We start from the raw sequence: 23,174 nt of genomic DNA on the forward strand, positions 1-23,174 counted from the left end.
ATCTTTACCTCCAAGTATTTTTAATTTTGTTTAATCTGCCTTCGACCTCACTCATTGAGTGAGTTTTCACTTCTTTATTTATCTTTGTTAAGAGCGAATTTGTAACTGCTCGCCTTGAAAAGACCATGTTTATAGCTTTTTCATCTTTTCTTTTGTCAGTGAGAGTTCCATCACAAAAACCCATCTCGATGGCCTTATTCTCATCAAACCAAGTCTCTCCATCCATTAGATTAGAAATTTCTTCTCTGGATAAACCTGTCTTAATCTCATAGGCATTGATGATTGATTCCTTGACTTCCTTTAACATATCTATGGCTTTTTGCATTTCTTTTGAGTCACCAATGGCTACAGTTAAGGGGTTATGAATCATCATTAATGAAGTAGGACTCATCAAAACTTCAGTTCCTGCCATGGCAATAACCGATGCTGCTGATGCTGCAAGTCCATCAATCTTAATGGTCACATTTCCCTTGTGCTCTAAAAGCATGGTGTAAATTCTTGATGCAGCTATGCAATCACCACCAGGGGAGTTAATCCACACAGTTATATCTCCACTTTTGTTTTTTAATTCCTCAAAAAAGAGCCTTGGTGTGATTTCATCATCAAACCAAGACTCTTCTGCAATAACTCCATCTATATAAAGTTCATTTGAATCCTTTTTCCAGTTCCAAAATATTTTATTGTTCTTCATTAGGACTTATCTCTTCTCCTTTCTGCTGATAAAAACTACCTGCCTTATCAAGTGGTAGCATATTTCCATTTACAAGATATAGGTCTCCACCTTCTTCAGCTGATATCCTATCTAGGTTTTCTAACTCTCTTATGTCATTTGCACTCATCCACCCATTCTGTCTTCCTACAGCATATCCATTCATCCTTGATTCATAGTCTCCTCTTAGAAGTCCATCAAGGTTGAATTTAATAAAGTAGGACTCTTTTTCTTTCTTAGTTAGTAGCGCTCTTTCTAGTGATTGCTCCCAACGAACAATCCAAGGATCAAGAGTGTATTTAACAAATTCAAGTGACTGCTGTTCTATATTTGAAAATGACGACCTCTCCAAGTCTCCAATCATATGAGGTGGTATTCTAAAAATTCTTGCTATCTCATTTAACTGAAACTTTCTTGTTTCCAAAAACTGGGCCTCACTTGGTGCTATAGCTATGGGTTGATATTTCATTCCTTCTTCAAGTACAGCCACTTTGTTGGCGTTTTTAGGGCCTTGAAAGGCAGCATTCCATGACGCTCTAACTCTTTCTGGGTCTTTAATAATTCCTGGATGTTCTAAAACTCCACCTGGTTGTGCTCCATTTTGGAAGAAAGATGCACCATAATCTTCACAAGCCAAAGCCATGCCTATAGCATTTTTAGCCATGGTAATTGGTGAGTAGCCAATAAGTCCATCAAAACCAAGTCCTGGAATATGAAGGACATCTTCTTTTAAAAGATAAACTTCTTCTGATTTATGATTGTATTTATAAAAGATTTCTCCATCTTCACTTCTCATTACAGTCATCTTGTTTGGCATTAAGGGATAAAGTCCAATAACCTCATTTCTTCCATTACGAATTATCTGAGCATAGGCATTACCCCACAATAAAAGATGTGTCATTAGTGTTTCTCTAAATACAAATGAAGTCATTTCAGTATTTGGCTCATCGTGTAAAAGAAAATATATGACGTGGTCTTTAGCTTTTTCTTTTGAGTTTGAATCTCCCCTTTTATATAAATGAAGAGGAAGTCCAGCTAAGGTTTCAGCAAGAACTCTCACACATGAATAAACTGCCGTCATCTGCATAGCAGTAAATTCGTTGACATTCCTACCTGCTGTTGTTCTCCCAATTAAAAAAGACGATGAAGATATCCTCTCCCCGTCTTTAGGCTTGTCTCTCGACTTGAATATTAAATTTAAAATGTTTATATTACCACCTCCTTAATTTAGTCATTAAAAAAGCACCTACTTTTGTAGATGCTGGTAATTCATATTAACAAAATAGGATCTGAGCCATACCAAGTCTCTACATCCCTATCATGGTCATCATTATTTGTAGGATCCTCGTACCCTACATCATCAATCCATGAGATTGCAAAGTAATATTTATCTGTTTTAGTTTCTTTTAATACCAAATAAGATAGACCATTAAGTTTATACTCTATATCGTAATCATTACTTGTTTCCATTAGCCTACTTCCTATATATCCCCAACTTTCCCCATAGGCTCCAATGGATAGCTTTATCCTTTCTTCCCCATAAAAACTTATACATTCTAGCATCTCCCCAGTTTCTATTTCAGATTTTAAGGATTGATTTTTTGTAATTTCACAGGAAATGCTATATTCTTCACATGTTGGTTTAGATATTATTTCTATTAAGTACCTACCTAATAAATTAGGACAAGTCCTATCATTAGCACACTTTTTATATTCGTAGCTTATTTCTTTGTTGTTGATTTTTATAGATACTTCTCCAAAAGGAGTATTTAGCCTTTTCATAAAATCCTCCTATTGTTATTATACCAAATTCAGAATACTATTAACCCCCTATCATCATAAACAGATTCACTTGTATCATTGCCACATCTTATAGCCCTATCAAGTGCCATGATTGTAGCAATTACTCCATCTATCTTTTCTGTAGATTTTTCCTTATCTGCCTTAATGTTTCCAGCAGGGTCTGTTCGTATAAAGATATTATCCATCATCCATCTTAGAACTTGATTACCTCCATGGGCTATTTTTCTTTCGAGTGTTAGTTTCATTAATTCTTTTGTTGGTGGAGACATATCTTTAAATCCTTGACCAAAGGGAACTACTGTAAAACCCATCCATTCTAAGTTTTGAACCATCTGAACTGCTCCCCATCTATCAAAGGCAATTTCTCTAATGTTATATATCTCACCTAAGTTTTCGATAAATTTTTCTATGAAACCATAGTGTACTACATTTCCTTCTGTTGTCTGAATGTAGCCTTGTTTTTTCCATAGGTCATAGTTTACATGGTCTCTTTTTACTCTAAGGTCAAGATTATCTTCTGGCAACCAAAAGTAGGGTAATATCTGATATTTATCTTCTTCATCTAATGGAGGAAAGACTAAAACAAAGGCTGTAATATCTGTTGTCGATGATAGGTCAAGACCTCCATAACAAACTCTGCCCTTTAGTTCATCTTCATTAACAGCAAAATTACATAAGTCCCATTTTTCCATAGGCATCCACCTAATTGCTTGTTTGACCCACTGATTTAATCTTAACTGTCTAAAGGCGTTCTCTTCAGTTGGATTTTGCTTAGCTGATTCACAGGCTTGTCTTACTTTTTCTATTGGAACTGTAATTCCAAGAGACGGATTTGCCTTATGCCATACTTTTTCATCTGTCCAATCATCTTCTCTACCTGCTCCATAAATTACAGGATAAAAAGTTGGATCAGTTTTTCTGCCTTCAAGTATGTCCACTGCCTTTTGATGTGTTTCGTAGCAGATTGATTTCGTATCTGTTCCTGCAGTTGTTATAAGAAAATATAAAGGCTGAGTTCTCGCATCGCCAGACCCTTTGGTCATGACATCAAATAACTTTCTATTAGGTTGGGTATGAAGTTCGTCAAAGACCACACCATGAATATTAAATCCGTGTTTAGAATAAGCCTCTGCAGATAGGACTTGGTAAAAAGAATTCGTAGGCTTATATATCATTCTCTTTTGAGATGCTAGAATCTTTACTCTTTTAGAAAGGGCTGGAGACATTCTTACCATATCAGCTGCAACATCAAAAACTATAGTTGCTTGCTGTCTATCAGCAGCACATCCATAAACTTCTGCTCTTTCTTCCCCATCACCACAAGTAAGGAGGAGTGCTACAGCAGCTGCAAGTTCAGATTTACCCATCTTCTTTGGAATTTCAATATAGGCTGTATTGAATTGTCTATACCCCGTATCTTTTACAATACCAAATAAGTCTCTGATGATTTCTTCTTGCCATTCAATAAGCTTGAAGTCTTTTCCTGCCCATCTACCTTTTGTGTGTTTAAGACATTCTATAAATGTAACAGCATAATCTGCCTTGTTTTTATCATAATGAGAAGTTTCTATCATAAATTTACTTGGTTTATATTTCATTTGACCTCCTTCCTCTAAAAATGAGCATAAAAAATACTAGTCTTAGCTAGTTCACTACGAGAAAAAGAGCCTTGGCTCATTTCCTTTATTTTTATCTTTGTCTTGCTATGTTTAATTCTTTGTAAGCTTTCTTAAGTTCTCTATCTAATGTTTCTGATTCTGCAAAAAGTTCAAATTCTTCTTCGTTTAGGTTTCCTTGTGACTCTTTCCAAAGTTCTTCATGAAGTTGGTCTGCACATTTCTTTGCTGCTCCTGCTATGTCTAAAAGGTTAATTGCTGATCCAATATTTCCTTCTCTTGATTTTTTTATTGAATTTTCAGCGTATCTTTTGCAGGCTTTGACTTCTGTTTCTAATCTTTCTAGGATATCTTTTTTCATGGTAACTCTCTTTTATTTTTGAATCTTTCTTAGAAGTAAAGCTGGCTTTATTTCTTTTTCGTCTTCTTTTGTTTCAAAATTCCAGTTTGTTCTTCCTGTTTCTTGTTCGATTAAGTCGACTATGAAATATCCTTTATTTTTGAGTGCTTGTAATTCATTCATAAGTGCTGTGGATTGGTCTGAAATTGTAAATTCTTTAATTTCAAATCTCTCAAGGTTTTCTATAATTTCTAGGTAGTCTTTTTCAAATCCTAATTCTTCAAAGTCTAGTCTTTCAAGTCCTGCTCTTTTAGCTTTTTCGTAGGCCCAATAAAAGCTGTAGTTGATTTTGTTTTCTTGGAAATCTTCGTTTGTTTCAAGGTTTTCTAAAATGTCTATTTTTTTCATTTTCTTTATCTCCTTATCTCTTTTTGTTATGTACATATTCCCGTACTATCGAAGATAAGTCAAGTAATTTTCGCTTAAATAACAGCTATTTTTCAATCTTTATCCGATATTTTTTCTATAATATCTTCCTTGAAAATCACATTTAATGTTGAACCATTATCCCATTTTACTAGGATTGATCCAATAGAATCCACTCCATAAACTGTACCTAGAGTTCCTTTTGGTGGTGCTTGTATATCATCCATCTTAATTAATTTAATTCTTGTTCCATCTGGATATACTTCTTTTAAAGTTTTAATCATTTCCTTTGAAATCATCTAATCACCTCTTACATACATATATTGCTCAAATGCTGATTTATATCAAGTCTTATTTGCTGTATTTACAAGGCTTTTAAAGATATATATTGCGCATGGAAGAGCAATCCCATTGCCCCACATTTTATATTCTGCTGAATCTGTATGAGGATTTTTAAGCCATTTTAATATTTGCTTATCTGTTTTCTTCTTTTTAAGACCTTTTATTTCAGCATCCTTATCAAAAACCTCTCTCCAAAAGGATACATCTTCATCCGTTGAATTTTCTATTCCTAAGTCATCACACCAGTAATCTGGAAATCCTTGTAATCTTCCACATTCTTTTGGTGTTAATCTTCTTACAAGTTTCTGATTAACAAGAGGTGGATCTTTATAATCAGTAGCAACTAAAGAAGGCGATATATTCTTGTCTGCTTTTGTAAAATGAGAATTCTTGCTCATGGTGTAGATGTCTTCTACTATTGCAACTCCACCTTGATTTCTAGTAGGAGTATTTCCAGATGTATCTATAGTTCTTGAAACGTCACACTCATAAATATTATGTCTTTCATTTTTTGTATTTTCAGAAGTTTGTCTTATATCATATAAAAGAGGAGGATTACCTGCCTTTGCTCTTAGTGTTCCAGATAAATCCTCAGATATATCCATTCTTTCTCCACCTTGGTCATTTAAACAGATTGTTTTATTAAAGCTTTCTTTAATGGCTCTGGTATTTCTTTTTCCTTTCTCGCAGCCCTCTGAAGTATCCCCTGACAAGCTTTTTTGCTCAAATAATATTTCTCTGGAACTTCCTCCATCAAGATCTGCGACAAGGAAGATTCGTCTTCTTCGTTGGGGCACTCCGAAATATTTAGCATCAAGGACTCTCCATGCAAGGGAAAAATCGTCTCCCAGGATTTCTCCTGCACTTTGCCATTTCGATGGTCGAGAAAGTTTAACTGCGGAATTTTTAATTCTTGTAATTTCTTCAAGGACGCATCTAAAGTCTTCTCCTTTGTTTGATGAGAAGGCTCCTGGCACATTTTCCCATAGTAGGTATCTAGGATACTTACCATTACTTTTACACCTCATTTCTTTTATAACTCTTATTGCCTCATAAAAAAGGTTAGATTTTTCTCCTTCAAGTCCTGCCCTTTTACCAGCAATAGATAAATCTTGGCAAGGACTACCGAATGAAATGATATCGACAGGTTCGATTTCAGTCCCGTCAATATCTTTGATATCTCCTAAATGTTTAACTTGAGGTAGGTTTTTCTGGGTAACTCTTATTGGAAAAGGCTCAACTTCAGATGACCATATAGGTTCTATTCCACAAAAAATAGCAGCCAAGGGGAATCCTCCACTGCCGTCAAATAGTGAACCTAATCTTAGTTCTTTATTCATCTTTTACTACCTCGGAGTATTTGTATTCTTTTCCATTTCTTAAAAGTCTTACATCTTTATCACTGCCAACTAATTCAATAAATCTATTTACAATGACATCTACAAATTTTTCATCAAGTTCTATCATCCTACAAATCCTATCCGTTTGTTCACAAGCTATTAGTGTGCTTCCACTTCCACCAAATGGATCGAGTACAATGGAGTTTGTCATTGATGAATTTTTAATTGGATAAGATAAAAGTGGAATAGGTTTCATAGTAGGGTGGTCGCCATTTTTTCTTGGTTTATCAAATTCCCAAATGGTAGACTCTTTTCTTCCTGTGTACCAGTTGTGTTTTCCCTTTTTCTTCCAACCATAAAGAATTGGCTCATGTTGCCATTGATATGGACTTCTTCCAAGTACAAGGGACTGTTTTTTCCAAATACAAGTACCAGATAAATAAAATCCAGCATCTTGAAATGCCTTTCTGAAGTTAAGTCCTTCTGTATCAGCATGGAAAACATATATCGAACCATCACCTACAAGGAACTTTTCCATATTTAAAAAGGAGCTTAGTAAAAATTCATAGAATTTACCTTGCTCCATATTGTCATTTTTAATTTTTCCAGCTGTTCCTTCATAGTTTACATTGTATGGAGGATCTGTGATGATAAGATTTGCTTTTGATTCTCCCATTAATTTCTCGTAGGTTGTCTCATCTGTAGAATCTCCACAAACAAGTTTGTGCTTACCTAATGTCCATATATCTCCAGCTTTTGAAAAAGTAGGTTTTTCCAATTCTTTATCTACATCAAAACCGTCATCTTCTGTATCATTTCCTAAGTCAAAAATATTAGATAGTTCATCTGGTGAAAAACCAGTAAGTTCTACATTAAAACCATAATCTTCCAGAGATTCAATTTCTACTCTTAGTAGTTCTTCATCCCATCCAGCATCAAGAGCCATTCTATTATCAGCTAAAATATATGCTTTCTTCTGTGCCTCATTTAGATGGTCTGCAAAGACACATGGAACTTCTTTTATACCTTCTTCCTTCGCTGCCATAATTCTTCCGTGACCTGCAATAACTCCATAGTCTTTATCAATAATTACAGGATTAATGAAACCAAACTCTCTAATTGATGATCGTAGTTTATTAATCTGGTCTGCTGAATGAGTTCTTGCATTGTTTACATAGGGCACAAGTTTTTCAATATCGACTAATTTCATTTCCTTTGTTGTTATCATATTAACCCCCACTTTGCAAATTCCTCAAAACCACCAATAGAATTAATGTAGTTTCTAGCAATTTCTACAATTTCAGAATATGGCCTACCATCAACAGTTTCATCTCCGATTGCACAGGATAATTCAATCTCTCTATTTCCCTCTTGTGCCTTTAGGTGAGCATAAATATTGACTGATACATCAGCCTTAGATAGGTCTTTGCCATGAAGACCTCCACCCGTTACTGCTCTTCCCATGTCAGAACCGAGTTTTCTATTTGTAGCTCCAGTATCGACATTAAGCCCTCCAGTCCAATCTCCAAGAGGATTTATGAAAGCATTGGGATAAATTGATTTTAAAATTTCTGTAGATACATTTGACTGGCAGATGATGAGTTTATCTCCATCAAGAATATATTTCCCATCATAAGAATAATTAGAATAAATTTCACGAGCAATTAAAGATAGTTCCTTTTCTTCATCTGAAGTAGGTACTCCCTTAAAAATTCCATTGTCTCCGCATCTTATTTTTTCTTTTTGATTCTTTGATAAGTGGATATCCTGTTCTACTAATTTAATATCTGCTATTACATCTCCAGCTATCCTATTAATTGCTGTTTCAATTTCTTTTTTATTTAAGTTACAGTCCGTTTCAATAATTACATGACAATTTCCATGCCCCAGCAAAACTTCGACTGCTATTTTAGGATTTTCATTTTCTTTATATGCTAAATCTACAATTGCACCAGCTATACAATCAGCTATTTTATCTGGATGCTTTGGATTTACTTTTTCAAACATTTTCTTCCTCTCTTTCTTTAAATAATGAAAATGTACTCGTGCCCAACGATAGAAACAAAGAAATCTATGATTTCGTCTTGTTTCATCGGAAGGGTACAAATTTATTACCTCCTTTGCCTTAGTAATTTTTCCATCATATCCTCTCCATAGTCCTCATAAACTTCCGTGCAGTTTTCTTTTACAATGTCATAAATCTCATACCATAAAAGATTTGCTGTCTTTTGAAACTGACTAGACATCTGTACAAACGGAGATGCAATAACTCCTCCAGTAGTAGGATGCTTGCCTAATAGTCCAAATTGACTTATTGCTTCTTCACATTGAATGTATCTTGCAAAAGCCTGAGAATAGGATTCTAATAATCTTGGATTAACTAAGTTCTCACAGTTTCTCTGTTTTAACCAAGACCATGTCTCTTTATATATTTCATCAGCACCAAGTGGTATTCCATTCTTTTGCTTTGCAGATAGATATTCACTAGGTGCTGGCATATCTGTTCCATCAAGAACTGCACCATCTGGTAAATCAACTGCATCTATTTCTTCTGGAGTAAATGTTGGAATATCATTCATTAGTATTTCTACTTTTTTACCTTTTTCTATTTTTTCAGCAGCAGACTGTGGTTTACCCCCTGCTTTTACTCTTCTTCCACCTCTGTATGTTCCGTCTTTAGCGATAGTATCACCTCCTATGTTTATTATTTTCTTTAATAGGGCCTTTGAACCCGTTTTTTTGTGCGTGAGAGGGCGGCACCGTTGGTATGGAAATCAGCTTTTAAGGTAACGACTCCCCCTCCCCACGTAAAACTATCCTCCAAACCTATCTCCACTCTTTGCATGAATCTTTGAGTGACAAGATTTACAAAGACTCATAAGATTGTCTTCGTTATTAGTTCCACCACGAGAAAGAGGAAGTATGTGATGTACTTCCTCTACCTTTGTCATTCTATTCTCTTTTAAACACATCTCACAAAGTGGATGCTCTGCTACATATCTTTTTCTAATAATTCTCCACGTTTTTCCATAACGCTTATGAGTTTTAGGATCTCGTTTATATTTTTCATAGTTTCTGTTGTATTCTTTCTCATGTTTCTTACAGAATCGTCCATCAACTAATTCAGGACAACCTGGATGTGAACATGGTCTCTTAGGTTTTCTTGGCACTTTATCACTCCATAAAGAAAGCCCTGAAGATTTTATCTCCAAGGCTCGTTTTATTATTCTTTTGCTATTCTAACTATACTACAACTACTTACTCTCATTCTATCAACTTTACTCTCCACTTGACTTTTTTCTCAGAAGAAAATATAATTTAGTTAGAAAGTATGAATTTCTAACTAAGGAGGTTTTTTATGTTAGTTGAACTAAAAGCTAAATCACAAGTTACTATCCCAAAAGACATAGTAAACTCTATGGAATTAAATCAAGGCGACCAATTTGAAGTCATAGAAGATAACGGAAAAATTGTACTTGTTCCAGTTGCAATCTATCCAGAACACGTCATAAAAAATTTAAAAGCTGAAGTAAAAGAAATTAAAGAATCTATAAAAAATGGGACTCAACCTGTTTTTGATTCTATCGACTCTCTATTCGAGGAGTTAGACAAGTAATGTCCTATAAAATTACTTATTCGAAAGCCTTTAAAAAACATTACAAAAAACTATCTGATACTGAAAAGAAACAAACGAAAAAGAAACTTAAATTTTTCGTAGAAAATCCTACCCATCCATCTTTAAGAACTAAGAAAATACAAGGTACAGATGGAATATGGGAGTCCTCTGTTAACATGGATATTCGCATTATTTGGTTCTATGAAAACAATGAGCTGATATTCCTTTTAGATATTGGACACCATGATATCCTGGATAAGTTTTAAAATTAGTACTATAATAAAAACACGAATTGAAAACGAAAGTTTTGCGGGTGATGCATTGATGCGTCACCCGATTTTTTTATATCTCTATATTTTTCAAAGCCTTACTATGAAGTCTAAAGATATGTTGAATTGAGTAATTCATTTCAACTGCTATCTTCTCCCAAGATTCAAAACAAAGATATCTTTTTTCTAAAACCACTTGAAGTTCTTTATCTTCAATCTTTTTTATTGTTCTTACGATTTCTTTTTTCAAGTCTACCAACTTATCTATATCCCTATTAATTTCTTCTTGTAAGTCTATAATCTTTACGATGGTATCTTCAAGTTTAGATGAGCCTCGATTAGGACTCCTCGGCATATCTGATAGGGTCGATGTAGCTTTTGTTGCTAGAGCATTGAGTGATTCAACTTGCTCCAGCTTTGAGTTTATTCTCTTGTCTAAATAAAAAGCTTGTTTTAAATATTCTTTTGCATTCATTTCTTACCTCCATAGGTTTTTGAGGTAAGTTATCCATATAACTTCTACTCATTTTAGATTTGCTTTTACTGCATCTATAAGTGCAGCTTGTGTTTTATTCTTATTTTCTAATGCCTTCATCACATCTTCATCAATAGTTCCTTTTGCTAAGATATGATGAATAACAACTGTTTCTTTCTGACCCTGCCTATAAAGTCTGGCATTGGTTTGCTCATAAAGTTCTAAGGACCAAGTAAGAGAAAACCAAATAAGTGTTGAACCTCCAGCTTGTAGGTTAAGTCCATGGCCAGCAGATGCTGGATGGATAATGGCAACTGGAATCTTACCTTGATTCCATTCTTTAAAGTCCTTACTTGTTTTAAGTTCTCTTACATCAAATCTTTCTTTGATTCTTTTTAAATCTGACTTATACCAATAAGCTATTAGAACAGGTTTACCATTTGCACCCTCTATTAAATCTTCTAAAGCATCAAGCTTTCTATCGTGGATATGAATCATATTTTTATCTTCATCATAAACAGAGCCTGATGCCATTTGCAGTAGCTTATTAGAAAGGGCTGCAGCATTGACTGCATCTATATCTTTATCCTTAATACTAACGACCAAGTCTTTTTTTAAGGTCTCGTAGATATCTCTTTCTTTATATGATAGATTTACAAAGACTTCATTGTTTATCTTCTCTGGCATTTTTAGGTAATCTTCAGCTTTCATAGAAACTGTGATATCAGATATCTTTTCATAGATTGCATCTTCAGCAAAAGGTAGTGGTTTATAGGAATATATGATTGGTCCATTTCTCTTATCTGGTTTGAAGTAGATTTCCCTATACTGACCAATAAACCTTCCAAGTCTCTCTCCCATATCAAGCAGTCTAAACTCAGCCCACAAATCCATTAGACCGTTAGATGATGGAGTTCCAGTAAGACCAACTATTCTTTTTACCTTTGGCCTTACTTTCATCAAGGCTTTAAACCTCTTTGATCTATGAGATTTAAAAGATGATAGTTCATCAATTACGATCATGTCGTAGTTAAATGGTAATTCGCTTTTATTTATTAGCCAGTCTACATTTTCCCTATTTATCAGATAAATGTCCGCTTGTTCTTCTAATGCTTTTATTCTTTCTTTTTCACTTCCTATGACTACTGAATATTTTAAGATATCAAGGTGGGACCACTTTTCTATCTCTTCCTTCCAAGTGTCCCTGGCAACTCTTAATGGTGCTATTATTAGAACTTTAGAAATTTCAAAAGAATCAAAGAGTAAATCTTTTATAGCTGTTAGGCTTATGACCGTCTTGCCGAGACCCATATCCAGCAGTAGTGCTGATTCCTTATTTTCTTTTATAAACTCAGTAGCATATTTTTGATATTTATGTGGAGTGTACTCCAATTAGTCACCTCCAATCCTCTTTATTATTTCATCAATGTTTTCTTTTAAATCAAGAACATAAACCTTAAAACCTAAATCTTTAAATTGCCTTATTCTCTTTTTCTGGATTGGTCTTGGTTCTCCTCCAGGTCTTTTTGTTTCTACAAATCCTATCTTACCTTTAGGTAGGAGTATTATCCTGTCTGGTATTCCCGTCATTGAAGGAGATGTAAACTTAAGACAAAGACCCTTATTCTCTTTTACTCTTTTAACAAGGGCAGATTCAATCTCTTTCTCTCGCAATTTTCATACTCCCTCCATGCGTTCTCAAAAGTCATCATACAATCATAACAAGCACCCTGGCTTTCTAAATAATTTTTAATCAGTCTTTTCCAGCCCTTAAATTTCCCCGTTTTATTTTTAGGAAAGTCTCTATCTTCCTTCATATTTCTTACTAAATCTCCTCTTGGAGACTTTTCATTTAAGTGATTTTTCATCATGTAGTTATAGAAATTCATAAATCCTCCATTTTTTTAAGTGTTGTATAGTGTAGCTTTATATAAACCTTTTACACGAGAGAATAAAAATAATATATAAAAGAAAGTAGGCTATAACCATTCACACCATACAAAACGCCTATATTAAGCCATTTTACTGTTAAATCAAGTGTAAATAGTCATGTCTTTTTGTAGTTTAGTGTATATATTTTTCACTAATTAAGAAAAACTTTTTTCTATATAGTCATCTTTATTTAGCCTATAAATGCTACACTAAGATACATTTATAAAAAGTCGTCTACTGACTCCATTAAATCATTGATGCTTATACCGCTCCATTCAATGCCCCTATTTGTCCTTTTCTTTTCATAACCTTCTGCTATAAGGGCTCGTGAAAAATCTCTATTATTCCTAATGTATTCTCCATTTGAACCAGCCCACTCACGATAAACTTGGTATAACCTTGCACTCATCTCTTTATAATTTGTACCTTTTATGCATTTATCTGAAATAAAATGGTTTATCCAATCATTCTCTTCCTTATATGAGCTTTTAGCATCATCTACAACACTACACTTTGGATATTTAAAGCCTGCATCTATATATTCTTTTGCCCCTTCAATCATCCACTGTAGAATTGCCCCACCTGCTTTTTCTAGAAGCTTATCTATATAGTCTGTCTTAGGATTTTTAATGGCAACAGAAAATGGAGCCACCACAATTCTTCTCCAGGTTCCTCGATCATTAGAGCCCACCTTTGGTAGATGGTTTGTATAGAGGATAGTAGAATGCGTTGGCGTAAATGAAAAGGGTGCATAGTATTTTCTTTCTGCTGAAATATCATCAACACTTGCTATCTGCTTTAGCATAGAGCTTGATAATCTTTGACCCTCTTCTGTTTCAGAGGCTAGAATAAATCTCTTACCACATAACTCAGCAAGATCAACCTTCACATTCTTTGCTCTTGTTGTTAAAGACTCAGCTGGGATTTTACCTGCATAGTCTCCAAGAACATGAGCCTCTGAATTAAATACTGTAGACTTCCCATTTCCTCCATCTCCATAAGCTATAAGGAGAGCTTCTTCATAAACATGACCTATTAAAGTCGACCCTGCATGATACTTTAAGAAATTAATAAACTCATTATCTCCACCAGTTACATCTCTTAAAGTAGATAGCCACATATCCATATTATCCTTACTTGGAGCTAGGGCAGTCATCTTCGTGCAGTAGTAAGACGGGTCATGCTCTTTTATTTCACTTGTTTTCAAATCAATAACTCCAGCAGGTGTATTTAAAATAAAAGCATCTGCATCTAGTTTCTCATTTTTAACTTCTAACAAGGACTTAGCTAGTTTTAATATTCCAGATACTTTTCCATGATCGTTCATTTTTTTAGCAAAATTGAGATAAGCTTTTGCACTATTTGCTTTTAACTTTGCTTGTGCCTTTTCTTCCTTACTTCCCATCATTTCTGCATCTGCTAATTCTTGATAGACCTCTTTAAATTCAATGCTTGCATTTTCTAGAACTTTTTTAGCAGTCCCCATATAAAGACTCATTACTTTTAGTTCAGAATCTTCCCACTTCCTGCCCGTCCAATAAAGCCAGCCTTGAGATATCGTGTAGATAGCTTTATTTTTGTTGTGCTTAGTAAAGATTTCAGCCATTGCTATATCTGTAAGTTTCTCTGGCTTATATTCCTCATATCTTTCGTTGTATTCTTCAGGTGGAACATAATCTTCACTTGCTGCTACTTTTTTATAAAACTTACAAGCTGACCTCCAGATTTGTTCCAATTCATCATCTGGGAGTGGTGGTGAGCAAAGACTAGCTTTTTTATTAAATAATTCTCTTGCATCATCTGTCTTTCCATATCGAATTAGAACCCTACCAGCAAAATGGTTCATAGTTGAATTTCTAGAGCCTTGTTGAATTAAGTCTTGAGAGTTATCGAAGTCTTCAAAGTCATCTTTTAGAATATCAGTTATATATTTCCTTCCCCTAACTATTTCAACAGCAGGGTTCTTTACTCCAAAGAAAAACCTCGCTCCATCTAGGGCATTGCCATCAAAGAAAGTATAGGTTTCCGCCAAGCTTTCTTTTATTCCTACATATTCAGCTAAATTTGTGATCTTAGGAATTGGGAAATATATGTGCATTCTTGGTCTTGCAGCTTTTCCATTTTTTTCTTTTCTATGGTTTCTGCTGTAAACTATGGCAAATTTAACTCCGTCAAAGATTCTTTTTAAATCATTAGCTGAAATCCAGTCATCTGGATTTTCTGAATGATCGTTGTCTATATCCATGGGAACACATTCCGACTCTATAAAATTATCATTGGACCTGTAGGAGTTTTTATACTTAGCCATTACATGATCAAAACTTGCGGCTTTCTCAAATGACCTAACATCTACTGCATTAACTTCATTTGGATAAACACAGTTTGACTCCACTCCCATTAAGTTTGAGGTATATATTTTCAATTAGGCTACCTCCCTTATATATTGAATCTTCATTTTTCTCTTCTCAGCAACTCTTATTTCTTCTGCCATTCCAGGACTTATGTTGTCACCAAAGACCCAGACTTCTTCACATTTTCCAAGAAGGACATAATTAAAATGCATAGCAAGTCTTCTCTCACTTTCATCACTCATAAACTGAGGAAATAAAAGATGTGGTGCTATGGGAATATTTCCTCTATCCAAGGCATAGCGAGAATAAGTTCTTGCCTTAATTACATTATTTTCAACATCTCCAGAAAATGGACTGCAGATATATACCAAGGGATAGTACCTTTTCTCTGTATTTTTAATTGCTTGATAAGGAGTGGGGTCCTTGCACCCACTCCTGTTGTATAATTCTTTATTCATAAATATCCCTCATTGTTTCACTACAAGTATTACAGTAAACTTGAGTAGAAAATAAATCTCCATCTTCTAATACTTCATTTAAGTCTACTCGAACTTCTTTTCCACACTTTGGACAGGTGCAAAAGACATTCTCATCATTTATTTCAATACTTATTTCCATGGCATCATTGATTTTTTCTTTAACATAAAACATAAATAAACCTCCTCTAATCTTTCTTATAAAATTCGCTTTCAAATCCATCTGCATCTAAGATAAGTCCAGGTGCCCAAATAGGAACAACGGACATAATTTGATTTACTTCCTCGATACTAGATGAATCACTTTCTATAACAACTTCATCATGAATATGCATGACGATATTAAATCCTTTTTTCTCAAGTCTCATCATAGCCTCAGCTAGGATATCTCTGGCTATTGCTTGAACTATATTCTCTACAAATTTACCACCATAGGATTCTATCTTGTCCCATTTATTTCCTACTACGATTCCTTCATAGACAATTGACTCTCCACCAAATCGATTCGTCCCGATTTTTGCCTTTGGATAAGCAAGCCTTCTTTTTGAAGGTAGCTCTATGAAAAGAATGCCTTTTTCATAGCTAATAACTAGGCTCTTATATTCTTCTTTAGTTCTAGTCTTTACAACTCTTTTTACTACAGAATCAATATCCCACCAAAGACTTACTATATTTGGATTTGCCTCTCGCCAGGAATCGACTATTGATTGAAGTTCATCTTCAGATAAACCCATATCAATTCCACCCATTGCCTTAAGAGCACCTAAGGCCCCTTGATAACCACAGGCTAAAGTAGCAATCTTCCCTTTTTGTCTAAGATGTCCGTTTACTCCATGCTTTTCAACTGGCACTCCAAACATCCTAGATGCCGTTCTACAATAGATGTCTTCTCCATTTTCAAATGCATCCAATACCCACTGTTCTCCTGCAAGCCAAGCAAGAACACGAGCCTCTATTGCTGAAAAATCTGAAATAATAAACCTGGTGCCTTCTTTTGCTATAAAGGCCGTCCTTATTAGTTGGGATAAAATATCAGAGGGTGATTTATATAAAATTTCCATAGTTTCATAATCTCTATTTTTTACAAGATTCCTAGCTATGTCTAAATCTTTTAGATTGTTTCTTCTTAAGTTTTGAACTTGAATAAGCCTTCCTGAGTACCTTCCAGTTCTATTTGCTCCATAGAATTGAATCAGACCTCTTGCTCGATTGTCTTTTCCTTTTACATTTTTCATAGCATCATATTTCCTAACTGAAGACTTAGATAACTCTTGTCTAAGTTCCAAGACTTCTTTTATATCTCCTTCAGCATTTTTAAGAGCAGACTCTACATCTTTTTTAGCTAAGGAATCTATCTCTAAGCCTTTTTTATTAAGCCAATCTTTTAGTTGTAAGGGAGAGTTTGGATTCTCAAGACCAGTTAATCCTATGGCTCTATCCATATTTTCTTCTCGTAAAATTTCATCGAATTTAATAGCTGATTCAACTAAAGCTTCATCAATCAAAATTCCTCTGTCATTTATGTTTTGGTCTACCCAGTAGTTTTCCCATTCTGAATAAGGCATAGGAAAGGCTGATAATTTTTTCTTTATAGCCATTTCTGTTTCCACATCCCTTTGGTTGTATTCCTTAAAGGTAAACCACTTTTTTAAATCGTGATGTGGTAGATTTCTTGTTCTCATACCATTGATTTTAGTAGGTTTACATGGAATAGAAAAATATTTAATAAGAGCCTTGCCTTCATTCATCTTTTGCTTATCTAGTTTCAAAACCTCCCCGACTTTCTCAAGCGATAGAGGTAGACCAAGATAGGCTGACCAAATCATAGTGCAGTACCAACCTTGAGGTTTTAGTCTCTTACCTAAAAACCTAGATAGACACACCCTTTCAAAATTCGCGTTAAAAGCCCACTTTTCTATGCTTTCATCACTAAGTGCTGATAATATTTCTTTAGGAATAAGCTCTCCATTTACCAAATCTATGACTTGTACTTTCTGATCATTTAATGAATATGCAAAGAGGAGGATTTCAAAATCCTCACTCTCGGCATATTTGTATACACCACTTTTGCCTAAATCAATTGAAGAGAATGTTTCAAGATCTATGGACAATCTCTTCATAGCTATCACTAAGCTTTGTTAATTCTGCTAAATTATTTTTTCTATCTTCTTTTATTTGTTTTTCTATTTTTCTGATATCTCTATCTAGTTCTTTTAGTTGAGCTTGTAAAAATCCAAGCTTATACCATAAAAAGGACCAAATAGCTAAAACTATTGCTGTAATTAAATAGTCCATTTCTGCCTCCTATGCTAAGAAATCTTCGTCATCATCGTCCATGGCATCAAAGTCATCTGCTGCATTAGACCTATTTCCTAGAGGTTGACCATCTCTTAGTTTTTGAATATTCCCTAGCCCAACCGCTACGCCCTTATTGCCATTTACATTGTAGGCATAGAAATTAAGGGATACCCTTGCATAAACCCCTGAGTAGACTTCACTTCTATCAAGAATAGGTTCTACATTTCTATCTACAATTTGAGGTGCTGTCATAGAGTTGGCATTTAAGAAATATGCATCTGCATATGCTTCATCATCTTTTTCTGTATCGCCATCTCTTAATGGTAGTTTGATAGCTTTCTTATTTGGTTTCTTTCCATTGAATTTAGAAAGTCCTTCATCAATAGCAGCATCTACTGCCTTTTCAATTTTCTCAATTGTCTTTTGGTCGCTCTTTGGAATAATGACAGATACTGAGTATCTTTCTTTACCACCATTGATTGACTTTGGTTCCCATCCGTTAAAATATGATAATCTAACTTCACCTGTAATTACTTTTGTTTTATTTTGCATAATTTTCCTCCTGAATTATATTTATATTCGCAAATTTACCATGATACTTTTTAGCTGCTTTGTTGTACGCCATTGCAGCGTCTACTTCTTTATCAAAACTACCTAAATAAATGTGTTTGCCATTTACTCTGATGCACGCTTGCCAACATCTATCTCTAACATGAAAAGTAACTCCCTTATATTTAGAGTGAGAATTCTTGTTAAACTTGTTTCTATTAAAAGAATTTTCTTGTCGAGTTGCTAATCTTAAATTAGATCGTCTATTATCTAATCTATTGAGATTTATATGATCTACTTCCATATTTTCTGGTGCATTTAGAATCTGTCTATGCATTCTAATATGGCGAGATTTATTCTCTGGATTGTGTCTACAGGCATATAACTGACCTGGATGACCGCTGGCAAACCACTTATATTTTGATAGTTCTTTGTAATCTTCATCGTCAACTAATGCATAAAGTCCTTTTGTAAGTGGTATTTTTTTCATTCCTTAACCACTCCAAATTCTTCTTTAACATTGTCAATTTTTACTTCTTCTCGCTTGTCATCAATGCTTACTAAGGTTAACTTTCCTTTTGGTTTTTCTAATAAGTCGCTGATATTTTCATCAAAGACCTTCTTACCTAGTAACTTAGTCATAGCTGTGATGCCAAGTATCTTTTCTTCAAAGGGATTGAATCCCAGTTCTTTTACTTTGTTTATAACTTCATCTTCATCTCTGTATCTTCGATTAGACCTGCCCTCAACGAGTTTTAGGTCCTTCCATCTATGGCCCCTCATTGCTTTTTCTAAAGCATAGGCCTTGATATCTTTGACCCATTGTTCCATTTCGTCTAGTCTTGGTAAAATCTTTTCAATTTCATCGTCAGATAGTTCTGGTGGTAGGGTAAATTCATCTTGTGCTAGTTTCAGATTCTCTTCTGCCCTTTTCCTGCATTTATTCTTAGCTTTGCAGAAGATGCACCATTCTCCACAAGAGAATTCCCCTTCTCCTTTGTAAGCTTTCTCTGCAATCTCTCGTACAGATTCTCCCCACTTATAAAGTTCTATCTTTTTAATTTCATAAGTTGAGATATTGCATCTTCTTGGTTGATAGATGTGAAGAACTACTTTCTCGATATCATAAATTCCATCAAAGAGAGTCAATGCACCAAGTCCGTATAACATGAGTTGTGAATTCTCTTTAGCGTCTACTAAAACTCCTTGACCATACTTTAGATCTATTACATGAAGTTCTTTTCCTCCAACAACTACACAGTCAGCAGTTCCAAAGGACTCCTTAACATAGTCTGATAGGTCAAGTCTTTCTTCCACAAAGACGGCTGGGCTTTCGTACCTACTTATAACTTCCGTTACATATGAGGCATATCCTTCAGTTAGTTCATCCATTTCCTCATCATAAAAATCCAAATCGTCAGTAGGATCTTTTACATCTAAACCTAATAACTTTTTAAGTTTATACTCTGCTAAGGCATGAGCTGATGTGCCTTCAAGCGCATAAGGACTAACCTCATCTTCATATTTTTGAGAGAGCCTAACACTTGGTGGACAGTGAATCCAGCGTGAACTACTTGATGCAGATAATATTGCGTGATCGCCCATCAGAGTTTCTCCACATCTGCTATCAAGTCTTTATAGTTACTTGGTTCAATGTCAGATAACTTTTTAGCTCCATACTTTTCTAAGAGTTCTCTTATCTTAGCTGTATGGCCTAATCTTGATTTGTCGGCTAGTATTTTTCTAACATCTTCAATCTCATAGGTCTTTTCTTCTTGTTTTACCTTTTCTTCTTTAGGCAGTTCCTCATCACTTTCTAGTGCTGTGAGAAAGACACCTATACTAGATGCAAGATTCTCTGCATCTTCTTTGATTTCCATTAGTAGCTTTATTCTTGACACTTTTTTCTCCTTTCTCTGGTTGCATTAATTCCATAGCTATCTTCTTGGCAACAATTGAGATGGCTATTAAACTTTCTGCCATCTGTTCGTTTTTTACTAAGTCCACTTTGTTCCTCCTTTCATACTCCTTGGGACATTCATTAAATTTTTGAGTAAGATTTCTCCTCTCATACTCCTTAGGACATTTGCCTTCATTTTGAGTAAGTTGTATCTCCTCATACTTCTTAGGACATCCTGTTTGTATTTGAGTAAGACTTCTTCCCTCATATTCCTTAGGACATCTAGTAAGTTTTTGAGTAATTATTTTTTCCAAGGTCTCAATTTCTCTTGAATCTTTGGTAAATGCTTATTTTTGATGTTATTAACTGTTTTTTGGGATATTCCTACTACTTCTGCGACTTCTCTTTCTTTCATTTCGTAGATAAAAAGTAGTTTTAGAACTTCTTTATCTCTTTCAGAAAATTCACTAATGACTTCTAAGAATGCTTCTTCTAGAAGTTTGTACGTTACTATGTCCTCAGTATTTTTAACGCTAGTTACTTCAAAGTCGTATTCTTCTTCAGCAACATCAAGGGATAAGGGAAGACCATATTCTTTTGTTTCGACAAAGCCTGTTTCTAAACTTCCTGCTTGGACATAGTTTCCATTTTTCTCAGCCACTGTTTTAATTCTGTCTTTATCCTGTAGTTCTTCTAAATTCTTGTAGGCTCTTTGGATTCTCTTTTTTTCTCTCCAGATTGGTTTCATATATTCTTTGTAGACTTCTTCACTAACTTCGATTTCTTTGCCATTTATTTCTAAATATCTTTTCTTTGCCATCTTTTGCCTCCTTGCAAAATCTCTAGATCCGCAAGAAGGCCATCCGTAAAAACAAAAAAAGACGGCAATAGAAAACCATGGTTTGGTTTTCCGACTGCCGTCTAGCGTTCTTGCGGATATCTTTTACTTATTTAAAATTTTAATTTCGCCTTTAACTACATAGGCTATGGTTGTACTTTTACCTCGCCTGATAGTTAGCTTTTTCTTGTCTTCACTAATATCACAGACTCTTTTTCCTTCTTTGTTTCTTATTTCTATAGGATCACCTCCTTAATATAAAAATAGCCAGATGAGTTTCTTTTTGAATACTCATCCGGCTATTTGATAGTTACATTTACTTCTTTGCTCGGTATGGTTTTTTCTTATTTTTGTTTGATATTTCCAGTGTTGAGATTTTCCCACAGTGTGGACATTTTGCTGCTATCTTTATTTTCTCTAAAGGAATTCTTGATACATCAAAAAATCTCTTTTTACAGACTGGACATGCCATTTGTTCCATAATACCTCCTTATCTTTCCTTGTTAGCTTCTTTGCTAATTTCTTTCTTAAAAAAATATAGCTAAGCTATATTTTAAAAACTAAATTCGTTATATAGTTCTTTTGTTAATTCAAAATCATTAGGTGCATAGCCTAATACTTTTAATCGAACTAATGCTGCTGTTTTTGATACTTGGAATTGCTCTGATACTTTCATGATGAAATCAAATAGATAAGTTTCATCCTTGATATGCTTATCATAACCTAGATAGTATAAATACTTTCTGATCGCTTTTTTATTCATCAAAAGACAAGAAGCAAATGTATTCGCCTGCCATTCTATTGTATCCATAAATCCCCAGCGTTTATTTTTCTTCTTATTAACATCGCCAGTTCGACAAGCTAGCGAAGCAGGCTTTTCTTCTTCATTAAAAAAAGATATTTGGTTTGGATCTCTATAGAATACACACGGATGAATTACACCATGTCCACATTCATGAGCTAGGGTAAACCTTCTAAATCCTTTATCTCTTGGATTGTCTAATTGTTTATCTATTAGAATAGTATTGGCTCTATCTGTAAGATATTCTAGTTCCCATTGTCCCGTTTCAACATTTGGCATTAGGCTTTTCATTGTTCTTATTACTTGGTCATCATTAAAGACCATCATTCCTGCATAGCATCCGTTATGAGATAAGTAGGCATACTCAACACTAAACCCTAAATCAAATTCTGCCAGTCCTTCAATATCTACTGCTTCAAAATTCTCGATTGCAGAAGGACAATATTTATTGAGAATATTCTCGGTCAGTGATTCAATTTGATCTAAAGTGATAAATGGAGCACCTGTACTTGATTTGTTGAAGTTATATTGATACATGCCTACCTCTCTTTTTCAATTTCTTCAATGAATTTTATCCACTCTTCTTCTTTAACATCTAAGTCTCTAGCCTTTCTCAAAGCTACGCTTAAGCCTTTAGTCTTTAAAATATACTCTGGCAAATCAGGTGCCACCGTATTTCTTTGCTTTCCAGCTAAATCCATCATAATGGATGATTCTTCTTCATCCAAATTTAATATTTTAGCAATTTGGTTCAACCTATCTAAGTCAAAAGAGTCTCTTTTTCCTTTCTCTACATCGCTTAGATACGGTGAGGAAATATTAAGCCTGTCCGCCATATCTTTTAAGGTGATTCTTAAATCCTTTCTCTTCTGAGAAATAAAATCCCCAAAAGTCAGTTCGTGATTGTTCATGATTACCTCCTATTACATTATTAGCTAATCTGCTAACTTGTTTATATTCTACAACTTATTAATTCGCTTGTCAAGTCCAAATATCTATTCTGTTCACTCTCCCTATAAATATCTATCCTGTCTATACACCCCTATGATTTTTACTATTGATATGTTACCACGAGGTATTTTTAAAATAAAA

The 23,174-nt window shown here is 34.5% G+C and carries 32 protein-coding genes; 2 read left to right on the top strand and 30 right to left on the bottom strand.

The window, feature by feature from the left end:
* Positions 1-4: 4 nt before the first annotated feature.
* From CS898_RS06810 to CS898_RS10255, 12 genes are all read right to left on the bottom strand, one after another.
* Complete coding sequence (locus CS898_RS06810; protein WP_099208591.1) at positions 5-691, bottom strand: head maturation protease, ClpP-related; 687 nt, start codon at positions 689-691, stop codon at positions 5-7.
* Positions 678-1,796 carry a phage portal protein gene (locus tag CS898_RS06815; protein ID WP_200807620.1) on the bottom strand — a complete coding sequence of 373 codons (1,119 nt, stop codon included), beginning with the start codon at positions 1,794-1,796 and terminating at the stop codon, positions 678-680. Before CS898_RS06815 ends, CS898_RS06810 begins: the two co-directional genes overlap by 14 nt.
* Before the next feature lie 182 nt (positions 1,797-1,978).
* Positions 1,979-2,491: a hypothetical protein gene (locus tag CS898_RS06820; RefSeq protein WP_099208594.1), complete on the bottom strand. Its 513-nt coding sequence runs from the start codon at positions 2,489-2,491 to the stop codon at positions 1,979-1,981.
* A gap of 29 nt (positions 2,492-2,520) precedes the next feature.
* Positions 2,521-4,110, bottom strand: a complete 1,590-nt coding sequence (locus tag CS898_RS06825; protein WP_099208596.1) for a terminase large subunit — start codon at positions 4,108-4,110, stop codon at positions 2,521-2,523.
* A gap of 91 nt (positions 4,111-4,201) precedes the next feature.
* Complete coding sequence (locus CS898_RS06830) at positions 4,202-4,489, bottom strand: transcriptional regulator (RefSeq protein ID WP_099208598.1); 288 nt, start codon at positions 4,487-4,489, stop codon at positions 4,202-4,204.
* 12 nt (positions 4,490-4,501) lie between these two features.
* Positions 4,502-4,876, bottom strand: a complete 375-nt coding sequence (locus tag CS898_RS06835) for a DUF7698 family protein (RefSeq protein WP_099208599.1) — start codon at positions 4,874-4,876, stop codon at positions 4,502-4,504.
* Positions 4,877-4,968: 92 nt separating this feature from the next.
* A complete protein-coding gene (locus CS898_RS06840; RefSeq protein WP_099208600.1) occupies positions 4,969-5,193 on the bottom strand; it encodes a DUF4314 domain-containing protein in 225 nt (74 codons plus the stop codon).
* Between the two features lie 45 nt (positions 5,194-5,238).
* On the bottom strand, positions 5,239-6,576 hold the full coding sequence (locus CS898_RS06845) for a DNA cytosine methyltransferase (RefSeq protein WP_099208602.1): 1,338 nt from the start codon (positions 6,574-6,576) through the stop codon (positions 5,239-5,241).
* Complete coding sequence (locus tag CS898_RS06850; protein ID WP_099208604.1) at positions 6,569-7,804, bottom strand: site-specific DNA-methyltransferase; 1,236 nt, start codon at positions 7,802-7,804, stop codon at positions 6,569-6,571. Before CS898_RS06850 ends, CS898_RS06845 begins: the two co-directional genes overlap by 8 nt.
* Complete coding sequence (locus tag CS898_RS06855) at positions 7,801-8,583, bottom strand: S-adenosylmethionine synthetase N-terminal domain-containing protein (protein ID WP_099208605.1); 783 nt, start codon at positions 8,581-8,583, stop codon at positions 7,801-7,803. The genes CS898_RS06850 and CS898_RS06855 overlap by 4 nt, the downstream gene beginning before the upstream one ends.
* Positions 8,584-8,687: 104 nt before the next feature.
* The gene (locus CS898_RS06860) at positions 8,688-9,155 is read right to left on the bottom strand and encodes a P27 family phage terminase small subunit (protein WP_442478227.1); all 468 of its coding nucleotides are present in this window, start codon (positions 9,153-9,155) and stop codon (positions 8,688-8,690) included.
* Positions 9,156-9,389: 234 nt separating this feature from the next.
* On the bottom strand, positions 9,390-9,746 hold the full coding sequence (locus tag CS898_RS10255) for an HNH endonuclease (RefSeq protein WP_035109043.1): 357 nt from the start codon (positions 9,744-9,746) through the stop codon (positions 9,390-9,392).
* Positions 9,747-9,934: 188 nt separating this feature from the next.
* Here CS898_RS10255 and CS898_RS06870 point away from each other — a divergent pair, with 188 nt between their 5' ends.
* Together CS898_RS06870 and CS898_RS06875 are read left to right on the top strand one after the other, a co-directional pair.
* Positions 9,935-10,192 (top strand): AbrB/MazE/SpoVT family DNA-binding domain-containing protein, encoded by a 258-nt coding sequence (locus CS898_RS06870; RefSeq protein WP_002834889.1) that lies wholly within the window; start codon positions 9,935-9,937, stop codon positions 10,190-10,192.
* Positions 10,192-10,458 carry a type II toxin-antitoxin system RelE/ParE family toxin gene (locus CS898_RS06875; protein ID WP_002834890.1) on the top strand — a complete coding sequence of 89 codons (267 nt, stop codon included), beginning with the start codon at positions 10,192-10,194 and terminating at the stop codon, positions 10,456-10,458. Before CS898_RS06870 ends, CS898_RS06875 begins: the two co-directional genes overlap by 1 nt.
* Before the next feature lie 76 nt (positions 10,459-10,534).
* On the opposite strand, the gene CS898_RS06880 is transcribed toward CS898_RS06875, so the two are convergent.
* The 18 genes from CS898_RS06880 to CS898_RS06960 all read right to left on the bottom strand — a co-directional run bounded on the left by CS898_RS06880 (position 10,535) and on the right by CS898_RS06960 (position 22,993).
* A complete protein-coding gene (locus tag CS898_RS06880) occupies positions 10,535-10,936 on the bottom strand; it encodes a DUF1492 domain-containing protein (RefSeq protein WP_099208609.1) in 402 nt (133 codons plus the stop codon).
* Positions 10,937-10,984: 48 nt separating this feature from the next.
* Complete coding sequence (locus tag CS898_RS06885; protein WP_099208611.1) at positions 10,985-12,328, bottom strand: DEAD/DEAH box helicase; 1,344 nt, start codon at positions 12,326-12,328, stop codon at positions 10,985-10,987.
* Positions 12,329-12,610, bottom strand: a complete 282-nt coding sequence (locus CS898_RS06890) for a VRR-NUC domain-containing protein (protein ID WP_099208612.1) — start codon at positions 12,608-12,610, stop codon at positions 12,329-12,331.
* On the bottom strand, positions 12,568-12,825 hold the full coding sequence (locus tag CS898_RS06895) for a sterile alpha motif-like domain-containing protein (protein ID WP_099208614.1): 258 nt from the start codon (positions 12,823-12,825) through the stop codon (positions 12,568-12,570). Before CS898_RS06895 ends, CS898_RS06890 begins: the two co-directional genes overlap by 43 nt.
* A gap of 263 nt (positions 12,826-13,088) precedes the next feature.
* Entirely contained in the window at positions 13,089-15,290 is a 2,202-nt protein-coding gene (locus tag CS898_RS06900) for a phage/plasmid primase, P4 family (protein WP_099208616.1), read from the bottom strand.
* Positions 15,291-15,677, bottom strand: a complete 387-nt coding sequence (locus CS898_RS06905; protein WP_099208618.1) for a DUF7768 domain-containing protein — start codon at positions 15,675-15,677, stop codon at positions 15,291-15,293.
* The gene (locus CS898_RS06910) at positions 15,670-15,870 is read right to left on the bottom strand and encodes a hypothetical protein (RefSeq protein WP_099208620.1); all 201 of its coding nucleotides are present in this window, start codon (positions 15,868-15,870) and stop codon (positions 15,670-15,672) included. The genes CS898_RS06905 and CS898_RS06910 overlap by 8 nt, the downstream gene beginning before the upstream one ends.
* 13 nt (positions 15,871-15,883) lie before the next feature.
* Positions 15,884-17,815 (bottom strand): DNA polymerase, encoded by a 1,932-nt coding sequence (locus CS898_RS06915; protein WP_099208622.1) that lies wholly within the window; start codon positions 17,813-17,815, stop codon positions 15,884-15,886.
* Positions 17,790-17,990, bottom strand: a complete 201-nt coding sequence (locus CS898_RS06920) for a hypothetical protein (RefSeq protein ID WP_002834902.1) — start codon at positions 17,988-17,990, stop codon at positions 17,790-17,792. Before CS898_RS06920 ends, CS898_RS06915 begins: the two co-directional genes overlap by 26 nt.
* A gap of 9 nt (positions 17,991-17,999) precedes the next feature.
* Entirely contained in the window at positions 18,000-18,545 is a 546-nt protein-coding gene (locus CS898_RS06925; RefSeq protein WP_044565544.1) for a DUF2815 family protein, read from the bottom strand.
* On the bottom strand, positions 18,535-19,032 hold the full coding sequence (locus CS898_RS06930; RefSeq protein WP_099208623.1) for an HNH endonuclease: 498 nt from the start codon (positions 19,030-19,032) through the stop codon (positions 18,535-18,537). Before CS898_RS06930 ends, CS898_RS06925 begins: the two co-directional genes overlap by 11 nt.
* Positions 19,029-20,147 carry a DUF2800 domain-containing protein gene (locus tag CS898_RS06935; RefSeq protein ID WP_099208625.1) on the bottom strand — a complete coding sequence of 373 codons (1,119 nt, stop codon included), beginning with the start codon at positions 20,145-20,147 and terminating at the stop codon, positions 19,029-19,031. Before CS898_RS06935 ends, CS898_RS06930 begins: the two co-directional genes overlap by 4 nt.
* Positions 20,147-20,422 carry a hypothetical protein gene (locus tag CS898_RS06940; protein WP_019131842.1) on the bottom strand — a complete coding sequence of 92 codons (276 nt, stop codon included), beginning with the start codon at positions 20,420-20,422 and terminating at the stop codon, positions 20,147-20,149. The genes CS898_RS06935 and CS898_RS06940 overlap by 1 nt, the downstream gene beginning before the upstream one ends.
* Entirely contained in the window at positions 20,385-20,756 is a 372-nt protein-coding gene (locus CS898_RS06945) for a hypothetical protein (protein ID WP_099208628.1), read from the bottom strand. Before CS898_RS06945 ends, CS898_RS06940 begins: the two co-directional genes overlap by 38 nt.
* Positions 20,744-21,262 (bottom strand): sigma-70 family RNA polymerase sigma factor, encoded by a 519-nt coding sequence (locus tag CS898_RS06950; protein ID WP_099208629.1) that lies wholly within the window; start codon positions 21,260-21,262, stop codon positions 20,744-20,746. Before CS898_RS06950 ends, CS898_RS06945 begins: the two co-directional genes overlap by 13 nt.
* Positions 21,263-21,596: 334 nt before the next feature.
* Positions 21,597-21,761 carry a hypothetical protein gene (locus CS898_RS09905; RefSeq protein ID WP_019131844.1) on the bottom strand — a complete coding sequence of 55 codons (165 nt, stop codon included), beginning with the start codon at positions 21,759-21,761 and terminating at the stop codon, positions 21,597-21,599.
* 72 nt (positions 21,762-21,833) lie between these two features.
* Positions 21,834-22,619, bottom strand: a complete 786-nt coding sequence (locus CS898_RS06955) for an ImmA/IrrE family metallo-endopeptidase (protein WP_099208630.1) — start codon at positions 22,617-22,619, stop codon at positions 21,834-21,836.
* 2 nt (positions 22,620-22,621) lie between these two features.
* Positions 22,622-22,993 carry a helix-turn-helix domain-containing protein gene (locus tag CS898_RS06960; protein WP_002834913.1) on the bottom strand — a complete coding sequence of 124 codons (372 nt, stop codon included), beginning with the start codon at positions 22,991-22,993 and terminating at the stop codon, positions 22,622-22,624.
* Positions 22,994-23,174: the final 181 nt, after the last annotated feature.

It is taken from the genome of Urinicoccus timonensis (assembly GCF_900232945.1).
GTDB classification, from domain to species: domain Bacteria; phylum Bacillota; class Clostridia; order Tissierellales; family Peptoniphilaceae; genus Urinicoccus; species Urinicoccus timonensis.

Excerpts from the sequence above, each read along its gene's own strand:
- CS898_RS06870 (WP_002834889.1), top strand. The coding sequence starts at position 9,935 with ATGTTAGTTGAACTAAAAGCTAAATCACAAGTTACTATCCCAAAAGAC.
- CS898_RS06815 (WP_200807620.1), bottom strand. The coding sequence starts at position 1,796 with ATGCAGATGACGGCAGTTTATTCATGTGTGAGAGTTCTTGCTGAAACC.
- CS898_RS06920 (WP_002834902.1), bottom strand. The coding sequence starts at position 17,990 with ATGGACTATTTAATTACAGCAATAGTTTTAGCTATTTGGTCCTTTTTA.
- CS898_RS09905 (WP_019131844.1), bottom strand. The coding sequence starts at position 21,761 with ATGGAACAAATGGCATGTCCAGTCTGTAAAAAGAGATTTTTTGATGTA.
- CS898_RS06950 (WP_099208629.1), bottom strand. The coding sequence starts at position 21,262 with ATGGCAAAGAAAAGATATTTAGAAATAAATGGCAAAGAAATCGAAGTT.
- CS898_RS06820 (WP_099208594.1), bottom strand. The coding sequence starts at position 2,491 with ATGAAAAGGCTAAATACTCCTTTTGGAGAAGTATCTATAAAAATCAAC.
- CS898_RS06845 (WP_099208602.1), bottom strand. The coding sequence starts at position 6,576 with ATGAATAAAGAACTAAGATTAGGTTCACTATTTGACGGCAGTGGAGGA.
- CS898_RS06875 (WP_002834890.1), top strand. The coding sequence starts at position 10,192 with ATGTCCTATAAAATTACTTATTCGAAAGCCTTTAAAAAACATTACAAA.
- CS898_RS06830 (WP_099208598.1), bottom strand. The coding sequence starts at position 4,489 with ATGAAAAAAGATATCCTAGAAAGATTAGAAACAGAAGTCAAAGCCTGC.
- CS898_RS06940 (WP_019131842.1), bottom strand. The coding sequence starts at position 20,422 with ATGGAAATCAAAGAAGATGCAGAGAATCTTGCATCTAGTATAGGTGTC.
- CS898_RS06935 (WP_099208625.1), bottom strand. The coding sequence starts at position 20,147 with ATGGGCGATCACGCAATATTATCTGCATCAAGTAGTTCACGCTGGATT.
- CS898_RS06880 (WP_099208609.1), bottom strand. The coding sequence starts at position 10,936 with ATGAATGCAAAAGAATATTTAAAACAAGCTTTTTATTTAGACAAGAGA.
- CS898_RS06860 (WP_442478227.1), bottom strand. The coding sequence starts at position 9,155 with ATGAATGATATTCCAACATTTACTCCAGAAGAAATAGATGCAGTTGAT.
- CS898_RS06930 (WP_099208623.1), bottom strand. The coding sequence starts at position 19,032 with ATGAAAAAAATACCACTTACAAAAGGACTTTATGCATTAGTTGACGAT.
- CS898_RS06850 (WP_099208604.1), bottom strand. The coding sequence starts at position 7,804 with ATGATAACAACAAAGGAAATGAAATTAGTCGATATTGAAAAACTTGTG.
- CS898_RS06835 (WP_099208599.1), bottom strand. The coding sequence starts at position 4,876 with ATGAAAAAAATAGACATTTTAGAAAACCTTGAAACAAACGAAGATTTC.
- CS898_RS06840 (WP_099208600.1), bottom strand. The coding sequence starts at position 5,193 with ATGATTTCAAAGGAAATGATTAAAACTTTAAAAGAAGTATATCCAGAT.
- CS898_RS06960 (WP_002834913.1), bottom strand. The coding sequence starts at position 22,993 with ATGAACAATCACGAACTGACTTTTGGGGATTTTATTTCTCAGAAGAGA.
- CS898_RS06925 (WP_044565544.1), bottom strand. The coding sequence starts at position 18,545 with ATGCAAAATAAAACAAAAGTAATTACAGGTGAAGTTAGATTATCATAT.
- CS898_RS06955 (WP_099208630.1), bottom strand. The coding sequence starts at position 22,619 with ATGTATCAATATAACTTCAACAAATCAAGTACAGGTGCTCCATTTATC.
- CS898_RS06855 (WP_099208605.1), bottom strand. The coding sequence starts at position 8,583 with ATGTTTGAAAAAGTAAATCCAAAGCATCCAGATAAAATAGCTGATTGT.
- CS898_RS06905 (WP_099208618.1), bottom strand. The coding sequence starts at position 15,677 with ATGAATAAAGAATTATACAACAGGAGTGGGTGCAAGGACCCCACTCCT.
- CS898_RS06810 (WP_099208591.1), bottom strand. The coding sequence starts at position 691 with ATGAAGAACAATAAAATATTTTGGAACTGGAAAAAGGATTCAAATGAA.
- CS898_RS06915 (WP_099208622.1), bottom strand. The coding sequence starts at position 17,815 with ATGAAGAGATTGTCCATAGATCTTGAAACATTCTCTTCAATTGATTTA.
- CS898_RS06895 (WP_099208614.1), bottom strand. The coding sequence starts at position 12,825 with ATGAATTTCTATAACTACATGATGAAAAATCACTTAAATGAAAAGTCT.
- CS898_RS06825 (WP_099208596.1), bottom strand. The coding sequence starts at position 4,110 with ATGAAATATAAACCAAGTAAATTTATGATAGAAACTTCTCATTATGAT.
- CS898_RS06910 (WP_099208620.1), bottom strand. The coding sequence starts at position 15,870 with ATGTTTTATGTTAAAGAAAAAATCAATGATGCCATGGAAATAAGTATT.